This window comes from Pseudoalteromonas ulvae UL12 (assembly GCF_014925405.1).
In the GTDB taxonomy this organism is placed as follows: Bacteria; Pseudomonadota; Gammaproteobacteria; order Enterobacterales; family Alteromonadaceae; genus Pseudoalteromonas; species Pseudoalteromonas ulvae.
The window spans coordinates 1-20264 of record NZ_AQHJ01000020.1 but is presented as its reverse complement, the minus strand read 5'-3'; the positions used below and the strand labels follow the sequence as shown (position 1 = coordinate 20264).

Annotated in this window: 23 protein-coding genes and 3 pseudogenes; 7 read left to right on the top strand and 19 right to left on the bottom strand. The window is 39.9% G+C overall.

The features are described from left to right. Window positions 1-66 precede the first annotated feature (66 nt). The 9 genes from PULV_RS01350 to PULV_RS01310 all read right to left on the bottom strand — a co-directional run bounded on the left by PULV_RS01350 (window position 67) and on the right by PULV_RS01310 (window position 4149). On the bottom strand, window positions 67-273 hold the full coding sequence (locus PULV_RS01350; protein ID WP_193330687.1) for a hypothetical protein: 207 nt from the start codon (window positions 271-273) through the stop codon (window positions 67-69). Window positions 274-284: 11 nt separating this feature from the next. Continuing rightward, window positions 285-680 (bottom strand): hypothetical protein, encoded by a 396-nt coding sequence (locus PULV_RS01345; RefSeq protein WP_193330686.1) that lies wholly within the window; start codon window positions 678-680, stop codon window positions 285-287. A 33-nt stretch (window positions 681-713) separates the two neighbouring features. Then, window positions 714-1094, bottom strand: a complete 381-nt coding sequence (locus PULV_RS01340; RefSeq protein ID WP_193330685.1) for a hypothetical protein — start codon at window positions 1092-1094, stop codon at window positions 714-716. A 15-nt stretch (window positions 1095-1109) separates the two neighbouring features. Then, complete coding sequence (locus PULV_RS01335; RefSeq protein ID WP_227009329.1) at window positions 1110-1529, bottom strand: type II toxin-antitoxin system VapC family toxin; 420 nt, start codon at window positions 1527-1529, stop codon at window positions 1110-1112. Continuing rightward, window positions 1526-1756 (bottom strand): type II toxin-antitoxin system VapB family antitoxin, encoded by a 231-nt coding sequence (gene vapB / locus PULV_RS01330; RefSeq protein WP_193330684.1) that lies wholly within the window; start codon window positions 1754-1756, stop codon window positions 1526-1528. The genes PULV_RS01335 and vapB (PULV_RS01330) overlap by 4 nt, the downstream gene beginning before the upstream one ends. Before the next feature lie 320 nt (window positions 1757-2076). Continuing rightward, window positions 2077-2367 (bottom strand): NadS family protein, encoded by a 291-nt coding sequence (gene nadS, locus PULV_RS01325; protein WP_193330683.1) that lies wholly within the window; start codon window positions 2365-2367, stop codon window positions 2077-2079. Then, a complete protein-coding gene (locus tag PULV_RS01320; RefSeq protein ID WP_193330682.1) occupies window positions 2364-2681 on the bottom strand; it encodes a type II toxin-antitoxin system RelE/ParE family toxin in 318 nt (105 codons plus the stop codon). The genes nadS and PULV_RS01320 overlap by 4 nt, the downstream gene beginning before the upstream one ends. A 166-nt stretch (window positions 2682-2847) precedes the next feature. Then, the gene (gene xerC, locus PULV_RS01315; RefSeq protein WP_193330681.1) at window positions 2848-3780 is read right to left on the bottom strand and encodes a site-specific tyrosine recombinase XerC; all 933 of its coding nucleotides are present in this window, start codon (window positions 3778-3780) and stop codon (window positions 2848-2850) included. Window positions 3781-3807: 27 nt separating this feature from the next. Then, a complete protein-coding gene (locus PULV_RS01310; RefSeq protein ID WP_193330680.1) occupies window positions 3808-4149 on the bottom strand; it encodes a hypothetical protein in 342 nt (113 codons plus the stop codon). 245 nt (window positions 4150-4394) lie between these two features. Here PULV_RS01310 and PULV_RS01305 point away from each other — a divergent pair, with 245 nt between their 5' ends. Continuing rightward, window positions 4395-5741, top strand: a complete 1347-nt coding sequence (locus PULV_RS01305; RefSeq protein WP_193330679.1) for a trypsin-like serine protease — start codon at window positions 4395-4397, stop codon at window positions 5739-5741. Between the two features lie 71 nt (window positions 5742-5812). Here the strand turns inward: PULV_RS01305 and PULV_RS01300 are convergent, their stop codons facing one another. From PULV_RS01300 to PULV_RS01285, 4 genes and pseudogenes are all read right to left on the bottom strand, one after another. Next, a complete protein-coding gene (locus tag PULV_RS01300; protein ID WP_193330678.1) occupies window positions 5813-6652 on the bottom strand; it encodes a hypothetical protein in 840 nt (279 codons plus the stop codon). Between the two features lie 61 nt (window positions 6653-6713). Further along, window positions 6714-7154 (bottom strand): hypothetical protein, encoded by a 441-nt coding sequence (locus tag PULV_RS01295; RefSeq protein ID WP_193330677.1) that lies wholly within the window; start codon window positions 7152-7154, stop codon window positions 6714-6716. Window positions 7155-7365: 211 nt separating this feature from the next. Beyond that, window positions 7366-8055, bottom strand: coding sequence for a hypothetical protein (locus PULV_RS01290; protein WP_193330676.1), 690 nt, complete (start codon window positions 8053-8055; stop codon window positions 7366-7368). A gap of 156 nt (window positions 8056-8211) precedes the next feature. Then, a pseudogene (locus PULV_RS01285) lies at window positions 8212-8523 on the bottom strand (IS66 family transposase); the annotation flags it as partial. An 82-nt stretch (window positions 8524-8605) separates the two neighbouring features. Here PULV_RS01285 and PULV_RS22165 point away from each other — a divergent pair. Further along, window positions 8606-8816 (top strand): annotated as a pseudogene (locus PULV_RS22165) (IS982 family transposase); the annotation flags it as partial. Between the two features lie 74 nt (window positions 8817-8890). Here the strand turns inward: PULV_RS22165 and PULV_RS01280 are convergent. Next, window positions 8891-10038 (bottom strand): IS3 family transposase gene (locus PULV_RS01280; protein WP_193330675.1). Its coding sequence is split into 2 segments (ribosomal slippage): window positions 8891-9804 and window positions 9804-10038, totalling 1149 coding nucleotides; the frame shifts between segments, so codons are not numbered across the junction. Window positions 10039-10946: 908 nt separating this feature from the next. Here PULV_RS01280 and PULV_RS01275 point away from each other — a divergent pair. Then, a complete protein-coding gene (locus tag PULV_RS01275) occupies window positions 10947-12080 on the top strand; it encodes a DNA primase (protein ID WP_193330674.1) in 1134 nt (377 codons plus the stop codon). Between the two features lie 105 nt (window positions 12081-12185). On the opposite strand, the gene PULV_RS01270 is transcribed toward PULV_RS01275, so the two are convergent. Genes PULV_RS01270 through PULV_RS01255 form a run of 4 tightly spaced genes read right to left on the bottom strand, consistent with a single transcriptional unit; the run spans window position 12186 to window position 18654 of the window. Further along, window positions 12186-13040 (bottom strand): DUF7281 domain-containing protein, encoded by an 855-nt coding sequence (locus tag PULV_RS01270; protein WP_193330673.1) that lies wholly within the window; start codon window positions 13038-13040, stop codon window positions 12186-12188. Beyond that, complete coding sequence (locus tag PULV_RS01265; protein WP_193330672.1) at window positions 13027-14328, bottom strand: hypothetical protein; 1302 nt, start codon at window positions 14326-14328, stop codon at window positions 13027-13029. The genes PULV_RS01270 and PULV_RS01265 overlap by 14 nt, the downstream gene beginning before the upstream one ends. Further along, window positions 14325-14966 (bottom strand): condensin complex protein MksE, encoded by a 642-nt coding sequence (locus tag PULV_RS01260; protein ID WP_193330671.1) that lies wholly within the window; start codon window positions 14964-14966, stop codon window positions 14325-14327. The genes PULV_RS01265 and PULV_RS01260 overlap by 4 nt, the downstream gene beginning before the upstream one ends. Continuing rightward, complete coding sequence (locus PULV_RS01255; RefSeq protein ID WP_193330670.1) at window positions 14956-18654, bottom strand: ATP-binding protein; 3699 nt, start codon at window positions 18652-18654, stop codon at window positions 14956-14958. The genes PULV_RS01260 and PULV_RS01255 overlap by 11 nt, the downstream gene beginning before the upstream one ends. Window positions 18655-18896: 242 nt before the next feature. Here PULV_RS01255 and PULV_RS01250 point away from each other — a divergent pair, with 242 nt between their 5' ends. From PULV_RS01250 to PULV_RS01235, 4 genes are all read left to right on the top strand, one after another. Next, window positions 18897-19097 (top strand): hypothetical protein, encoded by a 201-nt coding sequence (locus PULV_RS01250; RefSeq protein WP_193330669.1) that lies wholly within the window; start codon window positions 18897-18899, stop codon window positions 19095-19097. 78 nt (window positions 19098-19175) lie between these two features. After that, window positions 19176-19412 carry a type II toxin-antitoxin system VapB family antitoxin gene (gene vapB, locus PULV_RS01245; protein ID WP_193330668.1) on the top strand — a complete coding sequence of 79 codons (237 nt, stop codon included), beginning with the start codon at window positions 19176-19178 and terminating at the stop codon, window positions 19410-19412. Continuing rightward, window positions 19412-19813 carry a type II toxin-antitoxin system tRNA(fMet)-specific endonuclease VapC gene (vapC, locus tag PULV_RS01240; RefSeq protein ID WP_193330667.1) on the top strand — a complete coding sequence of 134 codons (402 nt, stop codon included), beginning with the start codon at window positions 19412-19414 and terminating at the stop codon, window positions 19811-19813. Before vapB (PULV_RS01245) ends, vapC begins: the two co-directional genes overlap by 1 nt. 13 nt (window positions 19814-19826) lie before the next feature. Beyond that, complete coding sequence (locus PULV_RS01235) at window positions 19827-20021, top strand: hypothetical protein (protein ID WP_193330666.1); 195 nt, start codon at window positions 19827-19829, stop codon at window positions 20019-20021. On the opposite strand, the pseudogene PULV_RS21865 reads toward PULV_RS01235, so the two are convergent. Further along, a pseudogene (locus PULV_RS21865) lies at window positions 19952-20264 on the bottom strand (ISAs1 family transposase); the annotation flags it as partial. The gene PULV_RS01235 and the pseudogene PULV_RS21865 sit on opposite strands and share 70 nt — an antisense overlap.

Sequence of the window (20264 nt, the reverse complement as noted above, 5' to 3'; positions counted from 1 at the left end):
TTCATGATAAATTAGCTCAAGGCTATCTAAGCTTTAACATCATTAAATTTCCTCTGCAAACTTCTATTATTTATTCAGTAAAACTAAGGCAAATCTAGCGGCTTCTGCTTCGCTAGCTGAACCTAATTGCTTTGGCCCTATCCCACATGATTTACAATACCAACCATTTTTACGAAAACTTGCAGTACCAGGAACATGAGAAACACATAAATGATACATTTTTTCTTTTCCACAATCAGGGCATGGAGGTATATCAAAATCATGAAGTTCCATTCATTTTCCCTCTATGGTTGCTTATCAAAAGCTTCTTTTAGCTGCTTATACATATCATCAACTCTCGGACCTTTTTTAAACCCGCAGTCTTCTAACGAAAATAAAACAGTCGATATTTTTATAGATTCATCTTCTGTATTTGTTAAAATTTTTAATAACTCAGGAAATGCTACCAGCGCCTTTAATTCTTTCACACTAACTTCGCTTTCTAATTCTTGCGGTTCATCAAAATGACCTAGTTTATAATGATTAACAAAATCCAAATCGATACGGATAACACACTTACTATGCAAATCTACCCCTATCATTAGTTGACATATTGAATGCTCTTTAATTGGGGAACTCAGATGAAATGATACCTCTCCGTTTTCTTTAAGATATTCAATATTTGCGTCTAATCTATTCATCACATTACTCACTTATTTACAGTCACTGGTAAATTACCCCTGTTTCGTTAAACCTTGCGATTTATGAAGTTCAATAATTGCTAATAATGCTGCTCTGTTATCTCCATGTTCATCAACCAAAAACACTTCTCTATTTCCGGTGGTGTTTAGATAGTTTTGTAAATCAGTGTAATACCAACCTAGCTGACCATAACTTTCCCAAACTCTTACAATTTCATGTTTCTTTATTAGCTGAAAACACAATGCATCATTTGCTACAGGGTTAAAGTTTTCAGAATCACTAATCTCAACAAGGTCTGTAGAACAAAAACCTATTTTTTCTATAAAAACCAAGCCAACAGAGCTAGAGTTGACAGTTTTATGACCTTCGATTTCAGCTATTTGTTTACAAATCTCTTGTTCAGATAAAGGCATTCAAATTTCCCTCTATTAATGCGCCCAGTCTTCATAATTCAAGCCTTCAACTCGGCTGAACTCTCGCACATTATTTGTTATTAAAATACAGTTTGTCGCGATGGCATGACCTGCAATTGCAGTGTCGTTCGCCCCGATTGGCGTACCTTTATCTGATAAAGCTCGCTTTACCTCTGTTGTAGCATCAACCGCTTTAGTATCCCAGGGCAACACTTCATCTACTCGCTGCAAAAAGGCTTCAACCAGGGCTGTATGTTTGGGTGAGGCTTTTTTTCCAATGCTGCCAAAACGCATTTCAGCATAAGTGATCGCAGAGATCACAATACGGCTTTGATTACTGATTGCTCCCTGCAACTTTTGCAGCACGCTGATAGGCTGCTCACGCATAATAAAGCTACATATACAGGTATCGAGCATATAGGTTTGTTTCTTCAAAGTTCAAACCGCCCATCGTCTGAGATCACATCTTCACGGTCAGACAAAAAATCACTGTCAGCACGCTCTTGATCTGCAAAAGAAAGCCAGTCTGGTCTTACAGGGCGTAGGGTAATGCTGTCACCGTCTTTGGTGATCTCCAGTTCACTGACGCCATCAAATTCCATTTCTTTGGGAAGTCTAACGGCCTGATTACGACCATTTTTAAAAATAGATACAGTTTTCATATCGCCCTCTATTCGGCATATGTAGCACATATGATTAGGTTAACAAATGAACAGCATATGTCAAGCATATACTAAAGGTTTTCGTACATTGAGGACAACACACGCATTTTCCCCTGCATGCTCTAGGTGAGTATCTCAAACTCACCTAGAGCATGCAGCACAACAGGGCTAACTCCACTTTTGCTTTACGTTTTATCTTTACATTCAATAAAGCGACTAAGTAAACAGGTTTCTACATGTAGAATTTTCTGAAGCTGATATTAAAAAGGCAGATAACAAGCCGTTATCTGCCTTTTTATTAGAAATGTATTTGTATGGTTTTAACCATGTAAGGCTTTAAGGGCATATTCTGGATCGGCATCAACAATTTTCAGTAATGCTCGTGCAGGGCCTGTCGGGTGACGACGGCCTTGCTCCCAGTTTTCCAAGGTGCGTTTGCTCACACCAACCACATCAGCGAAACGGCTTTGAGTTAATCCTGTTTTAGCACGGATAGCTTTTACTTCAGGCTCGGCAAACTCAGTAACACGCGCAGGTTTTGCTTTCCCCTGGATGATACTATCTGCTTGCTCAACGCTTGCCATAAGTTCATTAAACATGTCGTCATTCATTTTAACCACCTTTCTACCACTTGTTTTAACTGTTTCGTTTGTGCATCGGTTAGGTTTTCTTGTGCATTTTTTGGGAAGGCAAACACCATATAAAGCTGTTCATCTTCTGTCATCCAATAATAGATAACGCGTACACCACCGCTTTTACCACGGCCTTCCAATGCCCAACGTACCTTTCTTAGACCACCACTGTTCTTGATGATCGTGCCTCTGTCTGGACGACTGACTAAGGCTTCCTGTAAGTCTTTATATTCATCATCGGTCATTAAATTTGTAATGACCTTTGTAAATATGGGCGTTTCGATTATTACCATAATAATAGCGCATTATACGCCAATGACGTGGTTTTGCGAGTTTTTTATCCCCTTAATGTTTTTTGCTCTTGTATGTTTTCCATGACCAATACATCAAGCAGCTCAGCCATTTCATCCTCTTTACAGGCTTTTAACTTGGCTGGATGAGTACGCTGATGTACTTCTTTTAAGGCTTTATACTGACTTGAGTATAGATTTCAGTGGTACTCAGCTCTGCATGGCCAAGCATCGCTTGGATAAAACGGATATCCGTCCCATTTTCTAACATCAGTGTGGCCATCGTGTGACGAAACAAGTGACAGCTACCTTGTTTGTTTAGCTTAGCTTTATCGATGTACTGAGCCAGCGTTCTTGAGAGCCAAGCTTCATTGAACTTTTCACCTAACCGGGTTAAAAACATCGTGCCATCATCACTAGCCAGTGCCATGCTCGGACGCACATCATTTAAGTAACGTGTGAGCCAGAACGATGCTCGCTCACCTAGTGGCAGCATGCGAGCTTTTTTACCTTTACCCTGTCGAACCAGCAAGGTTCCGCGCTCTGCATCAACATCGAACACGCTCAAGTTAACGATTTCCATTCGTCTAATACCGGTTGAGTATAAGACTTCCATAACAGCCCTATCACGTATGCCTAACGGCTCAGAGCTATTCACTTGTGACATGACCTGTTCAACTTCTTTTTCACTTAAGATAGCCTTGGGTAAGCGTTGACGTATCTTCGGTAAATCAAGCTCACTGGCCGGGTTATAGAGTAAGTAATTTTGTTTAGTCAGCCATTTAAACCAACCTTTTAAGGGGCTTAGTTTTGCGCGTTGAGAGTAGATGCTCAGCGGCTTACCATCTTTTTTACGATACAGGTACAAGTAACGCTGATAGCGCTCTAGAATAGGCTTGGTGATCTCCTGTGGTTGCCTTAAGGCTCTGCCGTCACACCACTCGATGAAGTCTCGTATATAACGCTCATTATTCCACAAGGTTTGCTTGGTATAGTGCTTAATACGCAGTCCATCTAAGTAATGGTTCATAAAAGCTAGCAAGCCATTTGGATCAGTTGGATCACCGACTTCTTTAATAAAGCGTTTTTCACGTTTAGGCATGGTCTTTATCTCCTAATATGACAGCCCTTATACAGAAGCGGCTAAGGAATGAGGGTACGATGCGATGTAACCATTAGCGTTTATAGTATCTTTTCCTTCATCTTCGATGATAAGTGTTTCTATGTCCTGTTGGATCTGGCCTTGGTGGATTTGACCACCCACCGACTTAGTACCGACCAAGGAGCGACTTGACCCAGATAACTCAACATCTACCCCCGACTTCTTTTTGTCGTAGTTGTTTCCAGAGAGAGTGTTTTGGTTAAGCAAACCTTGTTGGAAGCGTTGGCCTGACTCCCCTTCACCGCTGTACAACAGCTCATAGATAAACGACTGGCCACGGCTACCGCGATGAATTAGCAAGTACTCCATTTCTTCCAAACGCTTGATGTGGACTTTCAATTGCGTATTACCCCAACCACTGTGATCTCGAACTTCTTTACGAGTAAAGCGGTGATCGCTTTGTGTTAAATTCCCTTTACATTTTTGATACTTTAATGAGCACTCTAGACCATAACTAAATCATCATTTTAGCCTATATAGGTCATATTAAGGCTGGGTAATAATTACTAAGCTAAGTACCTAGAAACACTACTTTCTGCTTAAAGGAACTTGTTATGACCCATAAACCATCACTTATCACAACGGCACTTTTGCTTGGTAATCTTACACTGGCTACTGGATTGCATGCATCAGAACAGCAATCAAGTGAGACGTACTTAACTAAAAAAATTGATGTTCTGATTGAAAAAGAAGGAGACTCTAAGCTAATTGAAGTTGATAAAATTGAACCTATATCGGCTCTTGATTACTTTACCCCAATTTATACCCCTAATGCCATTGGGTCTGAATTGGACTCACACGATACTGATTATGGTTATGCTGTTGGGATTGTAAAGAGAGATGAAGTTGGAAATGCTATTGGGCGCTGTACGGGCACATTAATATCGCGTGAGTGGATTTTAACTGCAGCTCATTGTGTGGATCTAGATGCTCAACAGCAAGTTATGTTTGTAGGCGATGTAGATACACGTCAAAATGGTATTCAAACTGAATTCAACGATGTCGTAGACCAGCAGTCAAATGCTCGCTGGCAATTACTCAACCCTCTTGAACGGCAAATGGATCGTTCAGACCAAGGCTTAATGAGGCTTCAAGATGCTGCGCCCAATATCTATACACCCGCCTTTTTACCGTCTCGATATAGCTATGAACGTTACAATCAATTTGGTAACACATTAAATGCCGTAGGTGCGGGGCGATTATTCGGAGAACCAAATAATGCAGATGCAGAGAACGAGGTCGTATTTAGACGTGCCACTATTAATTTAGGTGGCGCTCGAAATGGTAGTAATCGCCATAGTGCTACTCAGGGTTACTCTGGGCTAGGATATATGTACTCTGAAAGAACCTTGTGCGGAACAGATAGTGGCTCAGGCTTAACAACTCGTTATCGACCCACAACAGTCCTTGGTGTGCTCTCTACTGGCACGAGAGCATTAATGAACACGTGTGATGAGGCTACCGCTGAAACAAGTAGAAATGTTTTTGCAACGATTGATCCATTTGCTCAACAACAAACAAGAGATTTATTAGAGATTGCTGGTTTCGATTTTGTTGAGCGCAACATGGATGTATCTAGCACTGCTAATACTATATTTATCATTGATCTCGAAGAGAACGGTGTAGCCAATAAAGATAAAAGAGCTGTTATTGATTTAAGGTCTACAGGTACATTGGTCGGTTCACAAAAGGCGAGTCTTTATACTCAAGGTGTTGATAATAGCATATCTCTATACGGTAGCATGTATTTGAGAAGTAATAGATATGATGGCACGCGTGAAATTCGTTTACCTGACTTGAGTAACTTCAGAAAGCTAATTGTGGTGATCCCGAAGCAAGCTTCTACGAATGAAAATGTGGGCATTTCTATCTCAGCGAGAGTCATCACCCAACCTGAATAATGCAAAAATAAGAAAGACCTCTCATTGAGAGGTCTTATTAGTACTGCACGACTGGTTTCTTACCGCATCTTCTATGCAGGCCGACACTTAGCTGAAGTTTGATCATAAGTAGCAAGGTATTTTCCAAGCGCTTTGTTAAATTTCTTATCGACTTTAAATGACCCACTGCATAAGTTTTTACGAAATTCTAATTCTTCTACACTGGGTAAATCTCCGCTCATACGATTCTTGTTGTTAGAGATAACTTTGTCAGCTTCCATTTTGGTATCTGGTAGACCTTGCGTTGCAAGAGAACATGAGTCTGAACCAAAAGAGTCCAATATGTATTGGGCCACTTCATCTTTTTTCTTAGAAAGTGACGCTCTTGGTATGATTGTTTTAACAATGGCTTCGACTTCACCAAAATCTCTGTGTTCTAAAAAACAACAATAAATTGATTGTGAGTTTATAATAATAAAATCTGTCTCTACCATCAGGGCGCCATGCTCTTGAGTGAATGCTGATCTTTCAAGCTCTTTTAATGTTTCTATTATTTCCCTTTTGATTCCTTCCATGTCATCGATGCCTTTTCTTTCGATAAGACGTTCCATAAAGTGCTTCGAATAAGCAAACTTATTTGATATTGCAATTCTATTTCTTCGAAAATAGGTTCTAGCCAATGGGTAGTAGGCGGTCTCTAAATATAACCTCTCCCCTTCAGGAATAATTAAAGTCGTTCTGATTAACTTCCCATAAGGTGGGATCTTAGCATCAAAAAACTCTACATCGATAATGTTTAAATTGTTTATATTGTTAGTTAAAAAATTTAAAAATGTTTTGTGATCAACTGCATTTCGAAATTTAAAATTTACTTTTTGTTGCGCAGCTAGTAATTCTTCTTGCAGTTTAAGCCACCGATCTTTACTTTCCATCTATTTTGACTATCCATAATTATTTGTCTGTCGATATTAAAATGCTTTGCTTGGGTTTATTCTAGGGTGTGTTTTTGGGCAAAACATCGCTTAACCCAGTTAGGATACCATCAAAGAAATCACTGTGAAAAATATCATTATTCTCATCAATTTTACTTAATGCAGTTTTACTAACCTCTGGTGGTGAACCAAATTCTGAAAGACAATCAGGTAATGGAGCTTGGTTGAAAAGATAGTTATATGTTTGATCGATTGTTAAATTTGGTATTTGACCAGTTTGACTTGCAATCATTAACCTTGAATAAAGAAGGGGGTATATAATCTTTTTACATGAGTACTCATTTTTTTCTAATGCGATTCTCAACTTACTTTTTGGGTTGTGGTATTGAGACTCAAATTCTAAAACTCCAAGATGCACCTCTCTTTGAAGAGTGAGGGCTTCTGTTTCGCTTAAATCACAACTATTAGCCGCAAAAGATTGTAGTAGTACATGGCAGGCCAAACTTTCTCAGGGTTGAGTTTAATAATTGGGCGTTTTTTATATCAGTGTTTTTGGCTTTAAGGTGAAGGGCTTTTCAACGAAGCAAACAAGCTTTAATAGGCAAAACATGTTTATCTAATTTAGATTCCGGAAGTTTTTTCCTGTGGGGAGTAAATCTTCACCCTTCGCTGCAATATAAACCTTCAATAAACTAATAATACTCTATCACTATTTATAATTTAGGTTCAGTGTTTAGGTTGTCTGTTGGTGATTTCACTTGAAGTTGTGGTGGAAGTGTTACGAGTACATCACTGTCCATATAGCAGTCGATTACAGGATCTTTTAATTCATATACAACCACCCTTCGACCATCAGATTCATTGGTTTTATAAGGCACTTGGAAAGCTTTTACGTGTTGAAAAAACTCATTAGCTTTAAGAATATCAACAACAAATGGATAGACAGAGAGTGATTTGATGTATTCATCGTTTGTTTCACAACGAGCAAATGATCTCGCTAAATCGATATTATTGTTTGCTATTAGCCCTTGCTCAATGATTAATAAAATAACATCCCTTAATTCAGAAGATACTTGAGTTAAATTTATGAATTCATTTTTACTTACTTCTTGCGGAAGAAGTGTCTCAACAAACTGATTGAAATTTCGACCAGGCAGCCACTCTCTTTCATAAGATTCGGTGATGGTTACTAACGATACTAATTTATCTTGCCCCAAAGCTAACGGCAGTAACTCAGATGCAGCTTGAGTTGCTGTAAATTTATCATAAAATAATGGGAAGCCATTCTGAGTTTCTATCAATTTTGCGTTTAGTCTAGCCTTTTGCAGTTCTGTCGTAGTGTCATTATCACCATACGCAGCAACCGAGAAAAAAGTAATATCTGTCGTTTTTTTATTACCCATAAAACAGCGTCACTCTTGTTGGTTATAATATTCAAATAAGTGTACAACAACAAAAATAAAACCACCATATATACAAGCTTTCGATGCTTTATAAGCAAACATAATTACCCAGATTTTCTCTGTAACTTGAATAATTAATTGTGACGTCTGGCAATACCACCTAGCTAATGCTTCGAGTTCTGGATCTGGTTTACAGAGCTCATTCAAGCATGTCATTACATAATCGAACGGAATGAGGCTGCTGGCTTTAGCTGTTTCGATGATGCTGTATAAAGCAGCACCGGCGTTAAACAACCAGTTATTACGACCAATCACGAACGGTTTGATGGCCCGCTCAGCACGGTTATTGTCGATATTGAGTTGCCCATCGTCTAAGTAACGAACGAGCTTATGCCATTGATTACTGAGGTAGGTGATGGCTTCGAAAAGCTTGGTTTTTGGCAACACGTTTTGCTTACTCAACCTGAGCTGCGCATAAGAAATTGAACTAAATGCCCTTGTGGTGATCAGATCTTTCGACCAAGAAACATAAGATTACCAAGGCAAGGGCATGAATAACTTAGATGCAATTTACGTAGATGTCGATGATTTTTGTTTATTGTTTATTGTTTGAACCTCAATGGCTTAAACACTTAATAGAATCGGGTGAAAAGCAACGTATTAAACCATCTCGTCTAGCTTCCAGTGAAGTTATGACTATTTTGATTGCTTTTCATCAATCTGGTTTTCGCGGCTTTAAAACCTACTACACCAAATTTGTTTGATAAAGGGCAAGCATTTAAAAGCGCAAAAGATTTTGCTGTTTGGTTGGGAATAATGGACTTCCCAGCTCTCACTAGACAGTCTGTTGTTTCAAAAAATACGCTTCTTCGAATTTAGCAGGTGATATACCGCCTGTATGCGAGTGGCGTTTTTTTGGATTGTAAAACATTTCTATAAAGTTAAATATCTCTGTCTTCGCTTCGTCTCTGGTCGAATATATCTTCTTTCTGATCACGCGCTTTTTAAACGTAGCAAAAAAGCTCTCAGCAACCGCATTATCATGACAGTTTCCTCTGCGGCTCATGGAAGGAATAAGGTTATGCTCTTTCATAAACGCTAAATAATCTGCACTGCCATACTGACTGCCTTGATCGCTATGTACCAACACAGATTGTTCTGGCCGACGTTGGTAAACGGCCATTAATAATGCCCGGATAACCAAATGCTTATCCATGTTTTTATCCATCGACCAACCGACAACGCGTCGTGAGAACAAGTCGATAACTGTCGCTAAGTACAGAAAACCCTCATACGTTCGCACATACGTGATGTCACTCACCCACGCAGTATTAGGTGAGTCTGGGGCAAAATCACGCTCCAATACGTTATCTGCAATCCGTGATGGCTTAACGCCTTTGATGTATTTGCGCTTGTAACCAATCTGCGCTCTAAGGTTGTTCAGTCGCATAATTTTAGCAACACGGTGCACGCTACAAGACTCGCCCGCTTCACGAAGATCACGATGTATCCAAGGGCTACCATATGTTCCGCCGCTGGCAATATAGAACTCTTTTATCCGCTTGAGCAGGCGATTATCTTCAATCGCTCTCGTGCTCAACGGCTGTTTAAGCCATGCATAAAAGCCACTGCGATTGATTTTTAATACACGGCACATGGATAACACAGAGAACTGCTTCTGGTGATCTCGGATAAAGGCGTACTTTACTCTGGCTGGCTTGCAAAGTACCTTGCGGCCTTTTTTAAGATGTCCCTTTCCTCCGTGACCCGCTTCAACTCTGCCTCTAACTTAGCAATTCGAACCGAATCATCAGATGACTGGCGAACGGCTTTATTGCCACTTAACTGGCTTCGCCAGTGATAGAGGGATTTAGTTGAAATACCAAGCCGATCAGCAACTTCCTGAACTGAATAACCACGCTCAGTAATTTGCTTGACTGCTTCTATCTTAAACTCTTCGGTATACCGTTTGCCTTTGCTCATAAACACCTCTATTTGAAGTTACATTGTAACTGTTAAAAGTGTCTAGCAAAGTCTGTGAAGTCCACTTAGATAGCCATGTTGATAGAACCTAAGTTTCGATCTTTATTGTCACAATTAACTTTTGGTAGCCATGATAGAAACGAGCTTCGGAAGTAGAAAATTTTCAATCTTAGTTGTTCACCCACAACAAGGTATTTATTTGCATCCAGCTGATGCCCTTTTACTGCTCACACACTGCATAATCTAGGGCGAACGCCCCCTACAATAGGGAGAACGCCCCCTGTAATGGGGAGGACGCCCCTTTATATGACTCACCCCAGATAAATCAGGGCGAACACCCCCTACAATAGGGAGAGCGCCCCTTTATATGACTCACCCCACACAAATTAGGGCGAACGCCCTCTAGGATTAGGGAGAGCACCCCTCATTTTGCGACTCACTCTGCACAAACTAGGGCGAACGCCCGCCACAATGGGGAGAGCGCCCCTTATTTTATAGTCTGTGGGCTAAAGGATACTGGAAAGTAACAGGCTGTGTAGCATCAAATAAAAATAAACTGTTTATAGGAACAATTCACGGAGTCAGTTAACAGATACATCCATCAGAATTAGCATCAATATTTAACAATTACTTATCAGGCTTCCTTATTCACTTTTAAAAAAAACACAATCAAAATCAAGCCACACCTCAGCAAGAAAATGCTAGATAAAATACAGAAAAAGAAAAGTTAAACGTAGCACCGGTAGTTATGGATAAGTAGTGTTTTTGGCATCAAATAGATAAGTTAAACGTAGCAAACATCGGATGTAATCAAATAGAATGAAAGAATAGTTTTTGATTGGATTTCAGCATGAAAAATAGCAACTACATGCTATTATCTGCACTTATAAAGTATCATTAGGATAGGTATGGATAATTTTAGCTTTATAAAGTGCCCTTGCTGTTATGGCGGCGAACACTTTCGTGACAACCTGCAAATCTGCAAACAAGAAGATTTCTTCATTTGTCTTGAGTGTGGCGTTATGGGAGACACTAACAAACTCATACTTCTAGAATCAAAAGCCCCTTTGCAAAATTTCAAAGCGAACCAAGCTGCCCAACAAGTATTCTTAAAACAGAAGAGTGATAAGTTTTACAGCTATATAAATCACCGGGGCTTAAATGAAGAAAGAATAAAGCGCTTTTGCCTGAGCTACGCATCAAATGATAAAAACCTCCTGTCTCTGGCCAAAGAAAATAAAATGCTCTTTGAGCTATTCGAAAATAACCACCTAATAAATGCGAGAAATCCAGATAACGTATATGAAACATTTAGAGGCAGATTGATGTTTCCTATCAAAAACCACATTGGATTAATTGCCGGGTTTGGAGGTCGAACTTTAAATGATGAAGCAACTCCAAAATATTTAAACTCTCAGCAATCTGCCACTTTCAATAAATCTGAAATTCTATATGGGCTTTACGAGAACAAGCCATACATCCAAGAGAAAGATGAAGCATATGTTTTTGAAGGTTACATGGATGTTGTCTCTTGCGCCTCCAAGGGTGTTAATAATTGCGTTGCAACAATGGGGATTGCCATATCGAAAAAGCAACTATTTAATTTATCAAGAGTTACTAATAATGCCACCTTCATCTATGACGGAGACACAGCAGGTAGAAAAGCTATGAGGTCAGCGTTAATGTCAGTTATTGCGCACCACCCTTCACCAGCATCTACATGTTATAGCTTTCTACCTGAAGGAGTTGATCCTGATGATTTAGTTAAAACATCACCAGGGCTATTCCTTCACACCGTAGATAAAAACAAAATCACATTTCATGAATTCTTGTCGATCATCTTTGAAGAGAATTTGGCAAGCGGCATTTCTAATGAAGAAACAAACACATTACTTGAAAAAGAATTAAAAAAGAATCAATACATAAAGGCCAAGGCGAACCTAATTAGTATTTTATGTGACAGGGAATATAAAGATAGAAAACACAATATAACCATTGAAAATGATGATAATAACGAGCTTATCCACAGAATCGGTGGGTAACACTGTGTACAACATATTATAAGTCCACCAGCCAAATAAAACCCACTTTCAAGTGGGTTTTATTATGAGTGCGCTTGCGTACTTCAACCTATATCAACTAGAGCGCTACAGCTTACACAACTGAAAACCAACACCTGCCCCTATCAATCGTTCCTGCACAAAACTCCCACCAGCAGCCTCAAAAAAATCTAAGTGACCTTGCATCCATAAGGGTGGCACTCGGCTAGGGTATTTGACGTAGAACTCCTTCAACTGCTTTTCGAAATCTAAGCGATTGGGCTTAATGTCGAGCTTAGCTATATCGCTCTTTGAAGGAATAAGGCAAAAGTCATAAGCCAATTCATACTGCTTTATTAACCCGGAAACATCATAGTCATAAAAACCGATCCGCAATAGATTAAATTCAGAAGCAAGCTTCACAGAAATAGGCTCTGCCTTCCCCCCAAATTGAGGCGAACCACGAAAAATGACCAATGTACGACTTGGAAGTAACTGACTATCGATAAAATCAATTTGATCTAAAAATGTCTCAAAGTTTTCAACTACCATAATCGCATCTGCAGAGATGTTTTTTATATCAGAAGCACGAATACAGAGATGGCCCTGACCGGGATTTGATAAAGCCACATCATTTATGTAAGAACACTCACCTAGAGATTTAATACAAAGAAAGTTACTGAAAAGTGAGACACCTGATTTTTTCTCAAATACACGCTGTTCACCCATGGACTGCCGAGTTCCTTTAGATGGGTCGTAAGTGGCAGGGTTTATTCCATTGAGCTCACACCATTTCATTGCACTAGAACGATCACATGATTGATAAGAAAACCGCTTTCCACCAGCGGGGGTTCCAATTAACTGCATACGGTATAAATCTGCAGCTGCTTTTGAAGAAGCATCACGAACCCGATTACTTGCAATTCCAACCACCAGCCTAATTAATGCCTCAGAGTACTTCACTGCTCCCCCCTCTACCACTCCCAGCTTTATCATGGTCAACTAAATGGCTATACGCAACAACAACATCAGCAACCGTGCGATTACCACAAGACTGACTCTCTGTGGCATAAATAGGCTTCACATTCACGTACTTTGCAAGTAAACCTTTCGGGGACTTAATTAGCCGAGTTAGATGTGTTCTGCTTATATACAACCAATAAGAAAATGAGACTTCATTGCGATTAGGATGAAACTGCCAGTAACGAGTCACAGATAATGATTGTTTATCTCTCAGAATACACTTGACCATCTCCCCTATCATATCTAACGCAATAGAGCTTTCACGCTTTCTGGATACAGGAGATGCAGCCATAGAATCGGTTGATGGCCTTTCATACTTATCAACTACAGCAGGCTTTTTCAGCATACTGGTCGCCACTTGCCTCTCATAAAAGGAGATCCACTTTTGATCATGGGAATCAACATCAATAAAGCTTTGCACATCAATCTTTTGTGCATTACGAAACAATAAACAATCACTGGCCAATGAAGCGGCTTTATTAAATTCAGCCGCAGGGTTTTCGCGAAGGTATGCATCTAACTGCCTAAGACGCTGAGTCCTTTGCTCCCGCACTTCACGCATATGCAATACAGCTTTAATTTCTTTATGAGTCGACTTAACGTTGTCGATATACTTAAGAGTTCGGGAAATAAACTTAATTCTCTCATCACACAAAAATGAGTCTTCAGTATAAATTTCATCGGTTAATGATTGTGATAGCGTTTCATAAGCTTCTTGTAGTCGATCTAACTTCTCAAGATATGCACGGATAATTCTAATACGTTCGGCGCCATAAGCATGATTTCCAATCACCAACTTTACTTGTTGATCAATCTCCTCGCTGGCATCTGAGAAAAAATCCCCCATCTCATAAAAGATTGACACAAGCTCATCACAAGCCGATTCAATATCATCTCTATCTTTTCTATTTTGCGCAGATAGATAATCTTCAACAGCTAAATCTAATGAATCAGTAAACTGACCAAGGTTTACATTTATGTCACGGATATGCTGACGGTTAACCCCTCTATTGATGAGATCTCTTAACTGCTTTGATAAGCGGAACTGCCCCTCACCAACGGGCCTTACAAAACCTTGCGTGCGCAGAAGCTGAATGACCGGCTCTTCTTCACTGTAAAATTCTGCCTCACGTTTTGCAGCATAACCTCGCGCAATAATACTACGATGCTTGGAAAGTGATGATAAGAGAGCTTCAACCTCATTCGATTGTGAATGTTGTTTCATCATAAATCGAAACCTTGCTGTTTAGACTCCACCAGCAATGAAGGCTCTTTGGTAGCAATCCCCTCTGCTTCAACGATGAACTCTAACGCATCCATCATCACATCCGTCTTTCCAGTCACAACATATCGCTCTGTTTTTTGGTTACGAACCGCGAGCAACCCTTCCCTTTCAAGCTCCTTAAACAGTGCCCGAACCTTCACAGTCAGGGGATCGTCTTTCTTCTTAACCCAGACCAACCTATCAAGACTATTTGTATGTGCTTGATTCTGCTCGATACCAGCAATTACATCAGGAACACTTAACACCTCACCACCTTGTATAAATACAGATGACTCACCTTCCTGATGTGTAATTTGCGCCATGAGCTGCAAAAAACTTAAAGTGGGTCTAATTTTCTCACGCAATAACTCGAAAGCTTTTCGCGCTTCCTCTTTGGCGCCTGGGGAATCAGGATTGTGTACGGCAAAGTAAGTCGTGCCACCAGCGCTCAACTGCAAAGAACGACCAATCACATTAAGAAATCTATCCAATTGGGTTTTGGTCACTTCATTTTCGTGATGAATTTCATTAAATAAATCTGCCTGAGTAAACTTACATATGAACTGATTTTGAAGTAACCTCATTGCGATATCATTCAGCATGCGCACGCTCCATTGGGTGATTGTCCTTATCTTCTAAACCAGAAATTAAATCTAGTATTGGGTCCGAAGCGACTTCATCGGTAAGAACCTTTTGCCCGGTATCAAAATCAACTTCAATCGAGTAGGTTTTAGCAAAGCTCAAATACACTGCCTCACTGATGACCGTACATGCTGAAATCAAATTAATGTCATTTTCTTCAAGCATGCTTAATAACTGTGTAATGTTATTGGGACTAATATCTGCGAGTTCATCCAAGGCCCACGTAAAATGAATGGCATGCCCTTTACGCATCATATTTAAAATACCAACAAAGATCGTAATAAGGATGAGGTAACTTGTTCCATTGGATGAGGCATTCCCTTTATCCGAGAGAATTTCATTAAATGAGCGGGCATATTTAGACTTACCGTTATCAATGAATCGAATCGAAAAATCGATGTAACGGTATAACTCCCCTATATCCATACTATCTATATTTGGGATGTCCAAGTAGGTCTGAATTGCATCCACCAGCGCCCTGTGCGGTAAATCTACCCGAGAAGAATCCAACTGACCATGACTTCTCTCTGACTTCCAGTATTCGTACTGTCTTGCTATGTCACTTACAAGCTGCCAGTCGTGCCGGTTAGAGAACAAGAAAACAATATCCACTTCCAGTTGGCTAATGTTATTAAACGCGGCTGCACGAGCCATATACTTATTAAGCTCATTATTATAGCGCGTTATCTTTCTCTTAAACTGCTCTAGATAAGTCACATATAATGAAACGCGTTCAAAATTAAGGGTGGACTGAATAAATGAGGAGTACTCTATTTTATGATAACCATCCTGAATATAACTATTGATTCGTCGCGCCTGCTGAATAACATCGTCGCTATTACCAGGGTTTGATGACAAGTGCTCAAAAGAGCCGGTACCCGCAATTGCGAATAAAGACCTTAATTCGTCATTTAATTCACCAATCAAACGCGAAGCAGTCGTTATTTTTCTCGTATGGCTTTCAAAGCGTTCGCAAATCTGTTCGACAGTAAGCGTTTCATCTGCCAAGTGCGCCCCAGAAAACTCAAATCGTGAATGCATTAAAATCTTATCTTCTAACCGCTCCTTAGCCCGATTCATGCTTCGAATGGCCTGTTCGTGCGAGTGAGTTGCTTCACGTTTGGATTCGTCCAACTGATTCAATTCACTATTGAGCTCGCCCACTGATTTATTTATGGCGTTAAACTCTTCTTTGACCATCGATAACTCTTCTAAGAGTGGCGGCATCTTTATATCAAATTCATCAGCTATAAATGATTCATACGCCTCTTTACTGCTTGCATACTTTTGGTACTGAATATTGCGATCGGTTAATTCTTTAAGTTGCTTTTGAAGCTTGAATAAGTATTGCGAATCCACCCCCTTTTCAGAAAGGCGCTTAGTATATTCTGATTCAATCTCAGCTTCCCGCTCCACCAGCTCGAAACTGGCTCTATCTTTTTGCTGGTCGCACTGTGAAATCGAAGTCTCTCGATTACTTTGTAGTTCTTGGCGAACAAGTTCTTTTTGTGTTTGCTTTGTTTTTACAGCCTGTTTCTTTTGCTCTTTTAGAGAGGTTATTTGCGAATCTACGACAGCGAGCTGAACATCTATCTGCTCTACATTAGCAATTAATGTCGCGCTCTTTTCTCGCAGCAATACTTTTAACCTGTCTTTCTCAACAGCTAATTCCGCACTAAGTTGCTCATACTGATTAATAGTATTTTTTAATTGAGATGATTGCACAGACAGAGTCTTTTGTGTGTCATCAATACGTTTGTTAATGCGTGTAAATACTTGGTCCCTCTTCTCAACCTCCCTTTGTAGAACGTCAGTTTCTGTGCCAAGCACAGCAACACGATCCAATAACTCAGATTCGTTTGTATAATCGAGCTCTCCATCAGGTAATTGGGATAAATCAACTTCTATTCCAAAAATACTACTTTGAGAGTGACCCACTAATGATGGACGCAATCCTTTTGCTTGAAGCATCTCAGCACTTAGTGCCCGGCCATGGGTATTTTGCCAATCTGGTACTTCGCTCTTTAAAAACCCCAAAAAACTTGATGAAGGGGGGCTTAAGATGGATTGATAATTATCAAAGAGCGCCTCCTTCTCTGCGTGTTCACGGTGCGCATCTTTAAATTCTTCATTAGCTTTGTCGCGTTCACGCTTTAAGGATGTAAGTTCTGACTTGATTTGCTCTAACTGCTTAAGTGCATGCGAGCGCTCTAAATCTGCTTTACTTAATTGCGTTTCAAGTCGCTCACGTGATGATAACTCATCACTGGTGAGTGAAGGACTCTTCAACTGACCTTGATAATCTGCTCGCGTCAATATTAGATTTTCACGCTGACTATGGAGATCCACCAGCTGTTCATCCACTTCATCAACGGTTTTCTCGTAGGTATCATCGATAATCGAATTTCGATTACTTAGTGAGGAATGATAATCTGAATCAACCTTTGCCTTGGCTGTTTCTGCTTTACTGATAGCTTCATTTGCGAACGTCTTTGCTTCGCTAATTTGAGCTGTGCGCCACTGATTAATCTCGCTTTGACCAGACGTTATGTCCGACAACTCACTTTTTAGCTGAGTAATACGCAAGGTATCTGTTTGATTCTGTGTTTCAAGAAAAGCTAAATTGCTCGGTACATTTTTACGATATACCTCTTTTTCTCGTGTTAAGGCTGCTTCATTTGTTTGCAATGATTGGAGACGAGAACCTAAAACCTTCGATTCCTTGCTAACCTGATCACATTGTATCTTCTTAGCAAGAAAAGCCCCTTGCGCCTGCTCAATTCTCTCCTTGAAAACACGCTCCTCATTAATGATTTTCTCGCCTATAGCTTGATGCGAACGCCTTGCAAGCGTGAATAAACCACCAGCTTCAGCAGTACTTAATTCATACTCTGTCAACGTATCAGCTAATAATGTGAAGCGATCTAAATTTAACTCTATTTTTTGATTATTATGGTAACGACTTACCCACCTTTCCAGCTCTTTTCGTGGAATGGCCATCCCACCTATGTTCTTGGCACACTCTGAACCTAAATCACTTTTGACCCACTCTTCGATTATTTTTGTTAGTTCAGTGTGCCCTGCATTACGCGATAACATACTCGTCATAAGACTTTTCATTCGCGTCAAATCAACCCGAGAAGGTACCATGGAGAAATGCGGATCTCTTCCTTCTAGCAGAGTGCGAGTTTGATCTTCAAAACTACTGCATTGTTTGTGAATCGTTTGCGTGAGGGTTCTTTTCAACCAGACGTCGGAAGCTAGCGGAATATCGGAATCAGGTAACCAAAAGTCTTCAATATTAAACCCTGCTCGAACAAAGGTGCGTCGATAGGCTTCTTTTCTATCAGCATACCCAGTCAACACTAACATGCGAGGTTCACCGGCAACCAGGTATTCGAAAATGACATAACTTGCATGATGAGGAAGGTAATACTCTGAAAAACCATCAAGACCAAGCGCTTCATTCTGCTTTATGCCTATCCGTGTGGGGCGTTCCCCATAAAATAGGACTGCTAATTTTATCAGCGATGTTTTACCAACATTATTCTCGCCTAAAATATTTGTGTGGCCAGCCACGTCGACTTCATAAATTCGACCGGGCAAGTAAGAGTCAATCAAGATAATTCTTGATAATCCATATTCCATTTCGCACTTCCTTCTTTTTGATTTAGCGAGCGGTGAAATCATACATATACTTTTAAAAGAGATCGACTAATTGAAACTGCTGTAGGACAGTAATAAAAGATCTACTGGTAGCCTTTTGATTCAGTCGCTTCAAAAGCTAACGGACTTATCAACAAATAGTTTACGCTCCAAAGTAATAAGGCATGACAGCTCAATCATAGAAACAGCGGAAAATTTTTATGCAAATATTTAAGGAAACTGAAATGGAAAAAGAACCACCAAACCTCGATGAATTGTTATCACAATGCGATGAAGGCAAGCCTATGCCTGATGAACTCAAAGAATGGGATCGGATGCGACCTGTTGGAAAAGAGTTTGGCGCTGCAAAAGGAGTTTTAAAAGATATTCCTGTCGATAACAGTGTCTGTGAGAAAGATTCATTAAGTGACGGTATTGATAGCTGAACATAATATCTATATAGCATCGCTATATACGCGCATTGCTATATACTATTTGTATATAGTTAAATGTTGGAGGTATCTATGCAACAACAAGGCACTGTTTTTGTAAACAACAGAACTCAAGCGGTCAGGCTCCCAGCGGAAACACGCTTTCCTGAAAATGTTAAAAAGGTTGTCGTTAGAGTAGTAGGTAACGAACGCATATTGTCTCCTGTCGATAATGTGTGGGATAGCTTCTTTATGTCCTCAGAAGGTGTGTCAGAAGATTTTATGACTGAACGAGCTTCACAAGAACAACAAGAAAGAGAATCGTTTTAATGTTGAAATACATGTTAGATACCAATATCTGTATTTATGTCATTAAGCGCAAACCTATGGAAGTCTTAGGTAAATTTAATGAACATTCAGGCAGATTGGCCATTTCCTCTATTACATTGGCTGAACTAATTCATGGGGCTGAAAAAAGTGAATTTGTTGAACGTAACCTTCGCACAGTAGAAGACTTTTGCTCTCGTCTTGAAGTGTTAGGTTATGGCGACAAAGCCGCAGGGCATTATGGTTCTATTCGCTCTGATTTAGAAAAAAAAGGTCAAGTTATCGGTGTTAACGATTTACACATAGCGGCTCATGCTCGTAGTGAGGGTTTGGTGCTAGTTACTAATAACTTAAAAGAATTTAATCGTGTCGATGCGTTACGCACAGACAACTGGATAGTTTAAAGGGAAAATTGAAATGCCACAGTTTAAAGCTAATGAAAATTATGAACGTCATGTAATGAACATGGAGTACACAGATATTCAAAATGCAAAAGCAATAGCGATTGATAACGAAGATTGGGATTCTACTTTGCTTACTAATCAACCAAATAATAATTCCGTCCTAAAATCACCATTCCAAGCTGCCCCTCTTCGTTTTGCCGCCAAATAGTCTTTTTTACCTTATGTTTAGGCACACTCTGTTGAATAAGGCGATGTGGGCCGCCCCGTCAGGGTCGGATATCTTTAATTTCAACATCTAAAACCCAGTGAAGTCTATTCTCTATGTGCCAATGTTCGCGTATTGCTTTCGCCACTAACTCTGGTTTCACCGCCAATGAACTGACATAAAAATGAGAAGTATAACTCATTTTGTCACCTACTTTACGGCCTTTTGCGACCTCAATAACCGTTT

Bases quoted from the DNA above. Each gene is read 5' to 3' on its own strand.
- PULV_RS01350 (WP_193330687.1), bottom strand. From the start codon at position 273: ATGGAACTTCATGATTTTGATATACCTCCATGCCCTGATTGTGGAAAA.
- PULV_RS01345 (WP_193330686.1), bottom strand. From the start codon at position 680: ATGAATAGATTAGACGCAAATATTGAATATCTTAAAGAAAACGGAGAG.
- PULV_RS01340 (WP_193330685.1), bottom strand. From the start codon at position 1,094: ATGCCTTTATCTGAACAAGAGATTTGTAAACAAATAGCTGAAATCGAA.
- vapB (WP_193330684.1), bottom strand. From the start codon at position 1,756: ATGAAAACTGTATCTATTTTTAAAAATGGTCGTAATCAGGCCGTTAGA.
- nadS (WP_193330683.1), bottom strand. From the start codon at position 2,367: ATGAATGACGACATGTTTAATGAACTTATGGCAAGCGTTGAGCAAGCA.
- PULV_RS01320 (WP_193330682.1), bottom strand. From the start codon at position 2,681: ATGGTAATAATCGAAACGCCCATATTTACAAAGGTCATTACAAATTTA.
- xerC (WP_193330681.1), bottom strand. From the start codon at position 3,780: ATGCCTAAACGTGAAAAACGCTTTATTAAAGAAGTCGGTGATCCAACT.
- PULV_RS01310 (WP_193330680.1), bottom strand. From the start codon at position 4,149: ATGGAGTACTTGCTAATTCATCGCGGTAGCCGTGGCCAGTCGTTTATC.
- PULV_RS01305 (WP_193330679.1), top strand. From the start codon at position 4,395: ATGACCCATAAACCATCACTTATCACAACGGCACTTTTGCTTGGTAAT.
- PULV_RS01300 (WP_193330678.1), bottom strand. From the start codon at position 6,652: ATGGAAAGTAAAGATCGGTGGCTTAAACTGCAAGAAGAATTACTAGCT.
- PULV_RS01290 (WP_193330676.1), bottom strand. From the start codon at position 8,055: ATGGGTAATAAAAAAACGACAGATATTACTTTTTTCTCGGTTGCTGCG.
- PULV_RS01275 (WP_193330674.1), top strand. From the start codon at position 10,947: ATGGATAATTTTAGCTTTATAAAGTGCCCTTGCTGTTATGGCGGCGAA.
- PULV_RS01265 (WP_193330672.1), bottom strand. From the start codon at position 14,328: ATGATGAAACAACATTCACAATCGAATGAGGTTGAAGCTCTCTTATCA.
- PULV_RS01260 (WP_193330671.1), bottom strand. From the start codon at position 14,966: ATGCTGAATGATATCGCAATGAGGTTACTTCAAAATCAGTTCATATGT.
- PULV_RS01255 (WP_193330670.1), bottom strand. From the start codon at position 18,654: ATGGAATATGGATTATCAAGAATTATCTTGATTGACTCTTACTTGCCC.
- PULV_RS01250 (WP_193330669.1), top strand. From the start codon at position 18,897: ATGGAAAAAGAACCACCAAACCTCGATGAATTGTTATCACAATGCGAT.
- vapB (WP_193330668.1), top strand. From the start codon at position 19,176: ATGCAACAACAAGGCACTGTTTTTGTAAACAACAGAACTCAAGCGGTC.
- vapC (WP_193330667.1), top strand. From the start codon at position 19,412: ATGTTGAAATACATGTTAGATACCAATATCTGTATTTATGTCATTAAG.
- PULV_RS01235 (WP_193330666.1), top strand. From the start codon at position 19,827: ATGCCACAGTTTAAAGCTAATGAAAATTATGAACGTCATGTAATGAAC.